This is a genomic window from Pseudomonas sp. Gutcm_11s, assembly GCF_028649395.1.
Classification (GTDB): domain Bacteria; phylum Pseudomonadota; class Gammaproteobacteria; order Pseudomonadales; family Pseudomonadaceae; genus Aquipseudomonas.
This window is the reverse complement of sequence record NZ_JAQSUW010000016.1, coordinates 77,226-89,999: the sequence shown is the minus strand read 5'-3', so window position 1 is coordinate 89,999 and position 12,774 is coordinate 77,226. Positions and strand designations below refer to the sequence as shown.

Sequence of the window (12,774 nt, the reverse complement as noted above, 5' to 3'; positions counted from 1 at the left end):
GCAGCGCGGGCCATCAGTGCTTGCGGCTGGCGTCGCCTAGCTTGTAGCCTCCCGCTCCATGAATCCCAGCATCCTCTATATCCACGGCCTCAACAGTTCGCCGGCCTCGACCAAGGCCAGCCAACTGCTCAAGGTGGCCGAACACTGCGGCATCGCCCAGCATCTGCGCGTGCCGGCCCTGCATCACCACCCGCGCCAGGCCATGCAGCAGCTGCAGGCAGCCATCGCCGAACTGGGCAGCCCGCTGCTGGTCGGCAGTTCGCTGGGCGGCTACTACTCCACTTTCCTCGCCGAGCAGCATGGCCTTCCCGCCCTGCTGATCAACCCGGCCGTGCGTCCGCACCGGCTGTTCGGCGGCAAGGAGGTCGAGCAGACCAACCACTACACCAACGAGACCTGGCTGCTGACCGTTGATCACGTCGCCGCCCTGCAGGAGCTGGAAACAGCCGAGCCGCAGGACGCCGCGCGCTACCGCGTGTGGCTGCAGACCGCCGACGAGACCCTGGACTACCGCCAGGCCGAGACGTTCTACAGCAGCTGCAGCCTGGACATCCGTGAAGGTGGCGACCACAGCTACCAGGGCTTCGCCCAGCGCATCCCGGAAATCCTCGCGCTGGCCGGCTTCGCCCCCGCCCTCTGGGCCGACTTCGACTTTTCCACCCTTTAATAGACAAGAGACACCATGGCCCAGCAGAACGCCTACAACGCCGATGCCATCGAAGTACTGTCCGGTCTGGACCCGGTGCGCAAGCGCCCGGGCATGTACACCGACACCTCGCGGCCCAACCACCTGGCCCAGGAAGTCATCGACAACAGCGTCGACGAGGCTCTGGCCGGTCACGCCAAGGTCATCCAGGTAATCCTCCACGAGGACAACTCGCTGGAAGTGATCGACGACGGCCGCGGCATGCCGGTCGACATCCACCCGGAAGAAGGCATCCCCGGTGTCGAACTGATCCTCACCAAGCTGCACGCCGGCGGCAAGTTCTCCAACAAGAACTACCAGTTCTCCGGCGGTCTGCACGGCGTGGGCATCTCGGTGGTGAACGCCCTGTCCAACCAGGTCGAGGTCAAGGTCAAGCGCGACGGCAACGAGCATCGCATGACCTTCGCCGACGGCTTCAAAGCCACCGACCTGGAAGTGATCGGCACCGTCGGCAAGCGCAACACCGGCACCAGCGTGCGCTTCTGGCCCGACCCGCAGTACTTCGATTCACCGAAGTTCTCCATCAGCCGCCTGAAGCATGTGCTGAAGGCCAAGGCCGTACTGTGCCCTGGCCTGGAAGTCACCTTCAGCGACAAGAACAGCGACGAGACCACCCGCTGGTACTTCGAGGACGGCCTGCGCTCCTACCTCACCGACGCGGTCAGCGAGCACGTGCGCCTGCCCGACGAGCCGTTCTGCGGCTCCCTCGCCGGCAACAAGGAGGCGGTGGACTGGGCCCTGTTGTGGCTGCCCGAAGGTGGCGAGTCGCTGCAGGAAAGCTACGTCAACCTGATCCCCACCGCCCAGGGCGGCACCCACGTCAACGGCCTGCGCCAGGGCCTGCTGGACGCCATGCGCGAGTTCTGCGAGTTCCGCAACCTGCTGCCGCGCGGCGTCAAGCTGGCACCGGAAGACGTCTGGGAGCGCATCGCCTTCGTCCTCTCGATGAAGATGCAGGACGCCCAGTTCTCCGGCCAGACCAAGGAGCGCCTGTCCTCCCGCGAGGCCTCGGCATTCGTCTCCGGCGTGGTCAAGGACGCCTTCAGCCTGTGGCTCAACGCCCACCCGGAAACCGGCCTGCTGCTGGCCGAGCAGGCCATCGGCAACGCCGGGCGGCGCCTCAAGGCCGGCAAGAAGGTCGAGCGCAAAAAGATCACCCAGGGCCCAGCGCTGCCCGGCAAGCTGGCCGACTGCGCAGGCCAGGACCCGATGCGTTCCGAGCTGTTCCTGGTCGAAGGTGATTCCGCCGGCGGCTCCGCCAAGCAGGCCCGCGACAAGGAGTTCCAGGCCATCATGCCGCTGCGCGGCAAGATCCTGAACACCTGGGAAGTCGACGGCGGCGAAGTCCTCGCCTCGCAGGAAGTACACGACATCGCCGTGGCCATCGGCATCGACCCGGGCTCCAACGACCTGAGCCAGCTGCGCTACGGCAAGATCTGCATCCTCGCCGACGCCGACTCCGACGGCCTGCACATCGCCACCCTGCTCTGCGCATTGTTCGTGCGCCACTTCCGCCCGCTGGTGGAAGCCGGTCACGTCTATGTGGCCATGCCGCCGTTGTACCGCATCGACCTGGGCAAGGAGATCTTCTACGCCCTCGACGACGCCGAGCGCGACGGCATCCTCGACCGCCTGGTGGCCGAGAAGCGCCGCGGCAAGCCGCAGGTCACCCGCTTCAAGGGCCTCGGTGAGATGAACCCGCCGCAGCTGCGCGAGACCACCATGGACCCCAACACCCGCCGCCTGGTGCAGCTGGGCCTGGACGACTTCGAGGCAACCCGCGAAGTGATGGACATGCTGCTGGCCAAGAAGCGCGCCAGCGACCGCAAGAGCTGGCTGGAGTCCAAGGGCAACCTCGCCGAGGTCTTGGCGTGAGGTTGAGCCTGGCCCTGGCCGGCCTGCTGCTGGCCGGCAACGCATTCGCCGCCGAACCGGTACAGCTGCAACTACTGGCCGAGCATCCGGTGGACGGCATGGTCGCCGGCAACCTGTCCGGCCTGACCCGCTGCGGCGCGGAATGGCTGGCGGTATCCGACCGCGAGGATGATCGTCTGTACCGGCTGCGCCCGGCAGACGGCGCCTGGCAGGCCGAGATCGAGACCTTCGACGCGCCGCCAGTGCCGCCCAGCGCGCTGCCCTGGGGCCTGCGCATGCGCACCTGGGTAGCCAACCTGGTGCGCGGCGGCGAGCTGGATTTCGAAAGCATCAGCTGCGACACCAAGGGCAACCGCTATCTGCTCAGCGAGGCGCATACCGCCCTGCTGCAGGTCGGCCCCAGCGGCATGGCCGAATGGCTGCCGCTGCCCGACGGTCTGATCCGCCAGGCCCGCGCCAGCGGCATGCTGTTGCGCCACAACGCCCTGCTCGAGGGCCTGGCCATCGACCCGGCCGGAGCCCGCCTGTGGCTGGCCGCCGAGCGCGAGCGCCGCGGCCTGCTGGTGCTGCACCTGGAGAAGGGCCGCTGGCGCTGCACCGGCGGCTGCATCCTGATGTCCGAGGCTGGCCAGCTGCGCTCGCCGCTGACGCCGCAGAGCGACAAACGCTACCCGCGCAGCTTCGGCGACCTGGCCTTCTTCGATGGCAAGCTGTTCAGCCTGGAACGCCTGGAACACCGCATCTGCCGCCGCGACCCGAACACCGGCGCGGAGGAAAAGTGCTGGTCGTTCGTCGCCGCGGCGCTGGCCGAAGGCCGTCGCTATCCCGAACCCTACGGCGTCGCCGAGGCACTCTGGCTGGACAAGGACAGTGCCTGGCTGGGCTTGGACAACAACAACCTGGCGCGCAGTGACGGCGAAAGCCGCCCGATGCTCTGGCAGTTCAAGGCCCCGGAAGGCGGCTGGAGTGCGCCATGAGTGAACGTCCCGCCGGCCAGCGCGCCGCCCGCGTGATGCTGATTCTGGCCTGGGTCGCCGCCCTTGCCCTGGCCACGCACTGGTTCGGCAGCTGGGAAGAGCAACGCGACAACCCCAATCGCCAGCCGCAATCGGTGCACGGCGCCGACTACATCGAGGTGAGCCTGGCCAGCAGCCGTGGCGGCCACTATGTGCTGGACGGGCAGATCGACGGCCACACCGTGACCTTCCTGCTCGACACCGGCGCCAGCGCCGTGGCCATTCCACAGCCCCTGGCCAAGGAGCTGGGCCTGGAGCCCGGCGCGCCAGTGCAGATCCGCACAGCCAATGGCACCGTCACCGGCGCGCGCACCCGCTTGGGCCTGCTGCAGCTGGGCGACATCCGCCTGCACGACGTGGCGGCCCTGATCACCCCCGGCATGGAAGGCCGCGAGGTGCTGCTCGGCATGAGCGCCCTCAAGCAACTCGAATTCACCCAGAAGGGCGGCACCCTGGTGCTGCGCCAATCAACATCTTTGAAATGACCATGAGGCACGCATGAGCGATACCCTCGACTTGAGCCTGGAAGGCGTGGAACGTCGGTCCCTTGCCGACTTCACCGAGCAGGCTTATCTCAACTACTCCATGTACGTGATCATGGACCGCGCCCTGCCGCACATCGGCGACGGCCTCAAGCCGGTACAGCGCCGTATCGTCTACGCCATGAGCGAGCTGGGCCTGGACGCCGACTCCAAGCACAAGAAGTCGGCGCGTACCGTCGGTGACGTGCTCGGCAAGTTCCACCCGCACGGCGACAGCGCCTGCTACGAAGCCATGGTGCTGATGGCCCAGCCGTTCAGCTACCGCTACACCCTGGTCGATGGCCAGGGCAACTGGGGTGCGCCGGACGATCCCAAGTCCTTCGCCGCCATGCGTTACACCGAGGCGCGTCTATCGCGCTATTCGGAAGTGCTGCTCAACGAACTGGGCCAGGGCACCGTCGACTGGGTGCCGAACTTCGACGGCACGCTGGACGAACCGGCGACCCTGCCGGCGCGCCTGCCGAACATCCTGCTCAACGGCACCACCGGCATCGCCGTGGGCATGGCCACCGACGTGCCGCCGCACAACCTGCGCGAAGTGGCCAGCGCCTGCGTGCGCCTGCTCGATGAGCCGAGCGCCACCGTCGAGCAGCTGTGCGAACACATCCTCGGCCCGGACTTCCCCACCGAGGCGGAAGTCATCACGCCCAAGGCCGACCTGCTGAAGATCTACGAGACCGGCCGCGGCTCGGTGCGCATGCGCGCCGTGTACCGCGCAGAAGACGGCGACATCGTGGTCACCGCCTTGCCGCACCAGGTCTCCGGGGCCAAGGTGCTGGAGCAGATCGCCGCACAGATGCAGGCCAAGAAGCTGCCGATGGTCGCCGACCTGCGCGACGAGTCGGACCACGAGAACCCCTGCCGCATCGTCATCATCCCGCGCTCCAACCGCGTCGATGCCGACGAGCTGATGACCCACCTGTTCGCCACCACCGACCTGGAGTCCAGCTACCGGGTCAACACCAACGTCATCGGCCTGGACGGCAAGCCGCAGGTGAAAGACCTGCGCACCCTGCTCACCGAGTGGCTGGTGTACCGCGTCGGCACCGTGCGCCGCCGCCTGCAGTTCCGCCTGGACAAGGTCGAGAAGCGCCTGCACCTGTTGGAAGGCTTGCTCACCGCCTTCCTCAACCTGGATGAAGTGATCCACATCATCCGTACCGAGGATCAGCCCAAGCCGGTGCTGATGGAGCGCTTCGGCCTCACCGACATCCAGGCCGACTACATCCTCGACACCCGCCTGCGCCAGCTGGCCCGCCTGGAAGAAATGAAGATCCGTGGCGAGCAGGACGAACTGGCCAAGGAGCGCGCCAAGCTGCTGGCCCTGCTCGGCAGCGAGGCCAAGCTGAAGAAACTGGTACGCCAGGAAATCCTCGACGACGCCGAGAAGTACGGCGATGACCGCCGCTCGCCGATCGTCGCCCGTGCCGAGGCCAAGGCTCTCAGCGAAACCGAACTGATGCCGACCGAACCGGTCACCGTGGTGCTCTCGGAAAAAGGCTGGGTACGTTGCGCCAAGGGTCACGACATCGACGCCACCGGCCTGTCCTACAAGGCCGGCGACGGCTTCAAGGCCGCCGCGCCGGGCCGCTCGAACCAGTACGCCGTGTTCATCGACTCCACCGGGCGCAGCTACTCGCTGGCCGCCCACTCGCTGCCGTCGGCACGCGGCCAGGGCGAGCCGCTCACCGGCCGCCTACAGCCGCCGCCGGGCGCCACCTTCGATTGCGTGCTGCTGCCGGAAGACAGCGCCCTGTACGTGATCGCCTCGGATGCCGGCTACGGCTTCGTGGTCAAGGGCGAGGACCTGCAGGCCAAGAACAAGGCCGGCAAGGCCCTGCTCAGCCTGCCCAACGGCTCGCTGGTGGTGCCGCCCAAGCCGGTAGCCAGCATCGAGGAAGACTGGCTGGCGGCGGTGACCACCGAAGGTCGCCTGCTGCTGTTCAAGGTCGCCGACCTGCCGCAACTGGGCAAAGGCAAGGGCAACAAGATCATCGGCATCCCCGGTGAGCGCGTGGCCAGCCGCGAGGAATACCTCACCGACCTGGCCGTGCTGCCCAATGGCTCCACCCTGGTCCTGCAGGCCGGCAAGCGCACCCTGTCGCTCAAGCCGGACGACCTGGAGCACTACAAGGGCGAACGCGGGCGGCGTGGCAACAAGCTGCCGCGCGGCTTCCAGCGGGTCGATTCGCTGCTGGTGGAAACCCCGGCCTGAGCCCAAGCGCAGCGCAAAGGCATGCCGTAGAGCGCCGCGGGCTGGAGTCCGCGGCCGCTTTGGCGGATCATGTGCGGCCTTGACGTACGATTGCGGCCGCCAGCGCGGCCCTCAGGTGAAACGATGAGACTGCTGCGCCTCCCCTCCGTATTGCTGCTGACCGGCCTCCTCGGCCTGGTCGGTTGCACGGTGCATCAGCCGGTACCGCTGTATCAGCTGGACAACGGCAACGCCCAGATTCCCAAGCAGACCCAGGGCCTGGCCGTGCTGCTCGGCCCCGTCTCGGTGGCCGACTACCTGCAACGCGAAACCCTGCTGCAACGCCAGAACGACGGCACCCTGCTGGCCGCCGACGACGCCCGCTGGGCCGGCAGCCTGGCCGCCGACATCGACCAGCTGCTGCTGCGCCAACTGGCCTGGCGCCTGGATAGCCAGCGCACCGTGCTGGCGCCCACCACCGCCGACTTCAAACCCGACGTGCAGGTGCTGCTGAACATCATCCGCCTGGACTCCGGCCCGTCCCACCCGGCGGTGCTGGAAGCCCAGTGGCGCCTGCTCGACAAGGGCGGCCAGCTGCGTGACAGCCAGCTGCTGCGCCTGGAAGAGGCCCACAGCGGCACCACCGCCGATCAGGTCCAGGCCCAGAGCCGCCTGCTGCGCCAGCTGGCCCAGCGCCTGGCCGAGGCCATCGAGCCGCTGCGCAACCAGCCGATCGCCGAGGCGCCGAAACCGGCCGTCCCGGCCAAGCCGACCAAGCCCAAGGCCGAGCAGCAACCACGCATCCCGCTGGTGGCTCCGACCCGTAGCAACGGCGAAGTCCTGCGCTTCTGACCCCCGTTTGCCCCGTGGCGCGCCGCTCTGCTAGTGTCGCGCCCGTTCCTTTTTTCCCGCCGAGACCTGCCCCATGGCCCGCAAGAAAGCCGCCGTCGACTTCGAAACCTCCCTCGCCGAGCTGCAAAGCCTGGTCGAGCGCCTGGAGAGCGGCGAGCTGTCGCTGGAAGACTCGCTGGGCGCCTTCGAACAGGGCATCCGCCTGACCCGCGACTGCCAGGCCGCCCTGGCCCAGGCCGAGCAGAAGGTGCAGCAGCTGCTCGAGCGCGACGGTGAACTGGAAGAAGTGCCCTTCGACGCGGACCAGCAGGCATGATCGGCGCCTACCAGCAGCGCTGCCAGGCGCGTGTCGACGCCTCCCTGGAAGAACTCTTCGACGCCCCGCGTAGCGAGCTGGCGCGCCTGTACCAGGCCATGCGCTACAGCGTGGTCAACGGTGGCAAGCGCGTACGCCCGCTGCTGGTGTACGCCGCCTGCGAGGCGCTGGACGGCAACCTCGACCGCGCAGACGGCGCCGCCTGTGCGGTGGAGCTGATCCACGCCTACTCGCTGGTGCATGACGACCTGCCGGCCATGGACGACGACGACCTGCGTCGCGGCCAGCCGACCACCCACATCGCCTACGACGAGGCCTGCGCCATCCTCGCTGGCGACGGCCTGCAGAGCCTGGCCTTCGCCGCCCTGGCCGATGCCCGGCGCAATCCCGAGGACGCCAACCTGCGTCTGGCCATGGTCCTTGGCCTGGCCCGCGCCGCCGGCCCGGCCGGCATGGTCGGCGGCCAGGCCATCGACCTCGAGTCGGTCGGCCGTCGCCTCGACCAGGCGGCGCTGGAGACCATGCACCGGCACAAGACCGGTGCGCTGATCGAGGCCAGCGTGCACCTCGGCGCCCTGGCCAGCGGCAACGCCGATGACGCCAGCCTGCGCTCGCTGCAGCAGTATGCCCGCGCCATCGGCCTGGCCTTCCAGGTGCAGGACGACATCCTCGACGTGGAGAGCGACACCGCCACCCTGGGCAAGACCCAGGGCAAGGACGAGGCCAACCACAAGCCGACCTACCCTGCCCTGCTCGGCCTGGAACAGGCCAAGGACTACGCCCTGGAGCTGCGCGACCAGGCGCTGCACGCCCTGCGCAGCTTCGGCGAGAGCGCCGAGCCGCTGCGCGAGCTGGCCCGCTACATCGTCGAACGGCGCAGCTAAGCGCCGTTCGCCTGCCTCAGGCGACTGCGCCTACCGGCGCAGCCGGATCTTCCCGCCGCAGCGCCTTCAGCAACCCCAGGCGCACCAGCAGCCACGGCATCAGCCAGGCCACGAACAGCCCCATCGCCAGGCCACGCAGGCCTTGCCACAGCTGCGGCTCCCAGGGCCACGCAGCCCCAGCCAGTTTCAGCAGTTTCTGCAGCAGGATGAAGGCGACCGCCCCGAGCGTCGCCGCCGCCAGGCGTTTCCACAGCGCCACCTCGGCCGAGAAGCGCAGGCGCCGGTAGCCGGCCAGCACGCCGCACATCATCCCCGCCAGCAGCGGCACATAACTCGGCGCCTGGCGCCCCGGCCAGCTCAGCCAGGCAGCGAGGAACACCAGCAGGATCAAACCCTGCAGCCAGGCCTCGCCGGTCTCGCGCCAGCCATCCCAGCGCCGCACCCGTTCGAACAGCAGCAGCGTGGCGATGCCCAGCAGCGAGCCGCCGAGCACGTCCTCGACATCGTGGGCGCCGAGATAGAGGCGGCTGAAGATGATCCCAGCCACCACCACCCCGCTGACCAGCCAGGCCCAGGTTCGGCGCAGCTCCCAGGCCAGCCAGAACCAGATGACCACGGCGATCTGCGCATGGCCGCTGGGCAGGCCGAAGCTGTCGCCCACCTCGTGGTCCATGCGCAGGGCGATGTCCGGCCGCGGGTCCTGCCAGAAGTCCTTGAGCCAGGCGTTGAGCAGCGCGGTAACCGCCACCAGCACCAGCAGGCGCAGGAACACCCCGCGGTTCCAGGCCCAGTAACCCAGCGGCAGGAAGAACAGGATGAACTTCTCGTAGCCAAGCAGGGTGAAGAAGCGCATCAGCGGGGTCAGCCCGTCGCTGCGCAATGGCAGCACCCAGTCCAGGCTATGCAGCAACTCGTTCATGGCAATCCTTGCAGCGATAAGCGAAACGCCACAGATAGCGCCCACCGCCGGCGCCGACAAGGGCCGATTCGGACAAATAGATTCACCACCCTGAGTGATGGGTATTCGTCGCGGCACAGTTGGCTGCAGCGAACGCCAGCCGCTGCCTAAGATGCTCGCATCCCAGAACCCGAGCGGAGCTCGCCGGCCATGCCCTTTTCCTCCCTGCTGATCGCCAACCGCGGCGAGATCGCCATCCGCATCGCCCAGGCCTGCGCCGACCTCGGCATCCGCTCGGTCGCCGTCTACGCCGAGGACGACGCGGCCTGCCTGCACACGCGCAAGGCCGACCTCGCCGTGCCGCTCAAGGGCCGAGGCGTGCCGGCCTACCTGGACATGGATCAGCTGATCGCCATCGCCTGCGAGCAGGGCTGCACGGCAGTGCACCCCGGCTACGGCTTCCTCGCCGAGAACGCCGAGTTCGCCCGCCGCTGCCAGGCCGCCGGCCTGACCTTCGTCGGCCCGGCGCCGGATACCCTCGAACTGTTCGGCGACAAGGCCGCCGCCAGGGCGCTGGCCGAGCGCTGCGCGGTGCCGCTGGTGCCGGGACTCAACCGCGCGGTCGACCTCGCCGAGACGCAGGCATTCCAGGCCGAACAGGGCTCGGTGATGCTCAAGGCGCTGGCCGGCGGCGGCGGGCGCGGCATGCGCGCGGTCGGCACGGCTGGCGAGCTGGCCGAGGCCTACGCACGCTGCCAGTCCGAGGCGCAGGCGGCCTTCGGCAATGGCGCGCTGTACGTCGAGAAGCTGGTGCAGCGCGCCCGCCATATCGAGGTACAGGTGCTCGGCGACGGCCACAGGGTCAGCCACCTGTGGGAACGCGATTGCAGTCTGCAGCGGCGCAACCAGAAACTGGTGGAGATCGCCCCCAGCCCTGACCTGGACGCCGCCAGCCGCGAGGCGATCATCGCCTGTGCCCTGCGCCTGGCCGGCGAGGTCGGCTATCGCGGCATCGGCACCTTCGAGTTCCTCCTCGACCTGGACAACCCCGGCCGCTTCTACTTCATGGAGGCCAACCCCCGGGTACAGGTCGAGCACACCGTCACCGAGCAGGTGACCGGCGTCGACCTGCTGAACACCCAGCTGCGCCTGAGCGCCGGCGCCAGCCTGGCCGAGCTCGGCCTGAGCGCCCCGCCGGCGCCGAAGGGCAGCGCCGTGCAGCTGCGCCTGAACCTGGAAACCCTGCTGGCCGATGGCAGCGCGCGCCCGGCCGCCGGCGTGCTGAGCGCCTACCAGCCGCCCGCCGGCCCCGGCGTGCGCGTCGACGGCCATGGCTACGCCGGCTACCCGGTGAGCCCGGCCTACGACTCGCTGCTGGCCAAGCTGATCGCTACCGCGCCCGACTACCCGAGCACCCTGCGCCGCGCCTACCGCGCCCTGTGCGAAGTGCGCCTGGAAGGCGTGGCGAGCAACCTGCACCTGCTGCAGAACCTGCTGCAGCGCGAGGAAGTGACCAACAATCAGGTCGACACCCGCTTCGTCGAACGCCACCTGGGCGAACTGCTCGCCGCCCACGGCGCGGCGCATCCGCACCACTACTTCGTCGGCAGCGGCGTGGCCGAGCAGGCAGCGCAGCGCGGCGTCGACGCCCCGCCCGGCACCATTGCCCTGAGCGCGCCGAGCAGCGGCGTGCTGGTCGCCCAGCAGGTGGCCGAGGGCGATGCCGTGGCCGCCGGGCAGGTGGTCGCCGTGCTGGAGGCGATGAAGATGGAATTCGAGGTGCGCGCCGAGTGCGGCGGCATCGTCCGCGCCCTGGCCGTCACGCCCGGCGACGCCCTGGCCGAGGGCCAGGCCCTGCTGTTCCTCGAGCCGGCCGAGGTGGCCGGGGCCGGTGGCGACAGCGAGGAGAGCCGAGACCTCGAACATATCCGCGCCGACCTCGCCGAAGTGCTGGAGCGCCACGCGCGCCTGACCGACGCGCACCGTCCCGAGGCGGTGGCCAAACGGCGCAAGACCGGACAACGCACTGTTCGTGAAAATCTGGCGGACTTGCTGGATGAGGGTAGCTTCATCGAGTACGGCGCCATGGCCCTGGCCGCCCAGCGCCGCCGGAGATCCGCCGAGGAACTGCTGGAGCTGAGCCCGGCCGACGGCCTGGTGGCCGGTATCGGCACGGTCGGCGCCGCGCAGTTCGGCGAGCAGGCCGCACGCTGCATGGCCATCGCTTACGACTACACGGTGTTCGCCGGCACCCAGGGCGTGATGAACCACAAGAAGACCGACCGCATGCTGGCCCTGGCCGAACAGTGGCGCCTGCCCGTGGTGCTGTTCGCCGAGGGCGGTGGCGGGCGGCCGGGCGATACCGACTTCGTCGGCGTGGCCGGCCTGGACTGCCACACCTTCGTCGGCATGGCCAAGCTGTCCGGCCTGGTACCGACCGTGGGCGTGGTCTCCGGCCGCTGCTTCGCCGGCAACGCCGCGCTGCTCGGCTGCTGCGACGTGATCATCGCCACCCGCAACGCCAGCATCGGCATGGCCGGCCCGGCGATGATCGAGGGTGGCGGCCTGGGCAGCTACAAGCCCGAGGAAGTCGGCCCCACCAGCGTGCAGGGGCCCAACGGGGTGATCGACGTGCTGGTGGAGGACGAGGCCGAAGCGGTACGGGTGGCCAAGCAGTACCTGTCGTACTTCCAGGGCCGCCAGAGCGACTGGCATTGCGCCGACCAGCGCGAGCTGCGCCACCTGATCCCGGAGAACCGCCTGCGCGTCTACGACATCCGCCAGGTCATCGCCACCCTGGCCGACGCGGACAGCGTGCTGGAGCTGCGCCGCCAGTTCGCCCCCGGCCTGGTCACCGCCTTCATTCGCATCGAAGGCAGGCCGTACGGCCTGATCGCCAACAACCCGGCTCACCTGGGCGGCGCCATCGATGCGCTGGCCGGCGACAAGGCCGCGCGCTTCATGCAGCTGTGCGAGGCCCATGACCTGCCCATCGTCTCGCTGTGCGACACCCCCGGCTTCATGGTCGGCCCGCAGGCCGAGCAGCAGGGCACGGTGCGCCATGTGTCGCGCATGTTCGTCACCGCGGCCAGCCTGTCCGTGCCCTTCTTCACCCTGGTGCTGCGCAAGGGCTACGGCCTCGGCGCCCAGGCCATGGCCGCCGGTAGTTTCCACTCGCCGCTGTTCACTGCCGCCTGGCCCAGTGGCGAATTCGGCGCCATGGGCCTGGAGGGCGCGGTGCGCCTGGGCTTTGCCAAGGAACTGGCAGCGCAGGAGAGCGACGAGGCGCGCCAGGCGCTGTTCGACAAGCTGGTGGGCAAGGCCTACGCCAACGGCAAGGCCCTGAATATGGCCAGTTATCTCGAAATAGACGCAGTGATTGATCCGGCCGAAAGCCGCGCCTGGCTGCTGCGCGGCCTCAACGCAGCGCCGCTGCCGCCTGTACGTGAGGGCAAGAAACGGCCCTTCGTCGACACCTGGTAAGGAGCATG

General features: G+C 68.9%; 10 protein-coding genes. 9 read left to right on the top strand and 1 reads right to left on the bottom strand.

Annotated elements, in window-relative coordinates:
* Nucleotides 1-58 precede the first annotated feature (58 nt).
* The 8 genes from PTT45_RS16680 (at nt 59) to ispA (ending at nt 8,385) form a co-directional block, all read left to right on the top strand.
* Nucleotides 59-667, top strand: coding sequence for a YqiA/YcfP family alpha/beta fold hydrolase (locus PTT45_RS16680; protein WP_273814752.1), 609 nt, complete (start codon nt 59-61; stop codon nt 665-667).
* 15 nt (nt 668-682) lie between these two features.
* Complete coding sequence (parE, locus tag PTT45_RS16675; RefSeq protein ID WP_273814750.1) at nt 683-2,581, top strand: DNA topoisomerase IV subunit B; 1,899 nt, start codon at nt 683-685, stop codon at nt 2,579-2,581.
* Nucleotides 2,578-3,558, top strand: coding sequence for an esterase-like activity of phytase family protein (locus tag PTT45_RS16670; protein WP_273814749.1), 981 nt, complete (start codon nt 2,578-2,580; stop codon nt 3,556-3,558). Before parE ends, PTT45_RS16670 begins: the two co-directional genes overlap by 4 nt.
* Entirely contained in the window at nt 3,555-4,082 is a 528-nt protein-coding gene (locus PTT45_RS16665; protein ID WP_273814748.1) for a retropepsin-like aspartic protease family protein, read from the top strand. Before PTT45_RS16670 ends, PTT45_RS16665 begins: the two co-directional genes overlap by 4 nt.
* A gap of 13 nt (nt 4,083-4,095) precedes the next feature.
* On the top strand, nt 4,096-6,354 hold the full coding sequence (gene parC, locus PTT45_RS16660; protein ID WP_273814747.1) for a DNA topoisomerase IV subunit A: 2,259 nt from the start codon (nt 4,096-4,098) through the stop codon (nt 6,352-6,354).
* Nucleotides 6,355-6,477: 123 nt separating this feature from the next.
* On the top strand, nt 6,478-7,185 hold the full coding sequence (locus PTT45_RS16655) for a PqiC family protein (RefSeq protein ID WP_273814745.1): 708 nt from the start codon (nt 6,478-6,480) through the stop codon (nt 7,183-7,185).
* A 73-nt stretch (nt 7,186-7,258) separates the two neighbouring features.
* On the top strand, nt 7,259-7,501 hold the full coding sequence (locus PTT45_RS16650; protein WP_043310375.1) for an exodeoxyribonuclease VII small subunit: 243 nt from the start codon (nt 7,259-7,261) through the stop codon (nt 7,499-7,501).
* Nucleotides 7,498-8,385, top strand: coding sequence for a (2E,6E)-farnesyl diphosphate synthase (gene ispA, locus PTT45_RS16645; RefSeq protein WP_273814743.1), 888 nt, complete (start codon nt 7,498-7,500; stop codon nt 8,383-8,385). Before PTT45_RS16650 ends, ispA begins: the two co-directional genes overlap by 4 nt.
* Before the next feature lie 16 nt (nt 8,386-8,401).
* Here ispA and PTT45_RS16640 read toward each other — a convergent pair whose 3' ends face one another.
* The gene (locus PTT45_RS16640) at nt 8,402-9,304 is read right to left on the bottom strand and encodes a phosphatase PAP2 family protein (protein WP_273814742.1); all 903 of its coding nucleotides are present in this window, start codon (nt 9,302-9,304) and stop codon (nt 8,402-8,404) included.
* 189 nt (nt 9,305-9,493) lie between these two features.
* Here PTT45_RS16640 and PTT45_RS16635 point away from each other — a divergent pair, with 189 nt between their 5' ends.
* The gene (locus tag PTT45_RS16635; RefSeq protein ID WP_273814741.1) at nt 9,494-12,766 is read left to right on the top strand and encodes an acetyl-CoA carboxylase family protein; all 3,273 of its coding nucleotides are present in this window, start codon (nt 9,494-9,496) and stop codon (nt 12,764-12,766) included.
* The last annotated feature ends 8 nt before the right edge of the window (nt 12,767-12,774 follow it).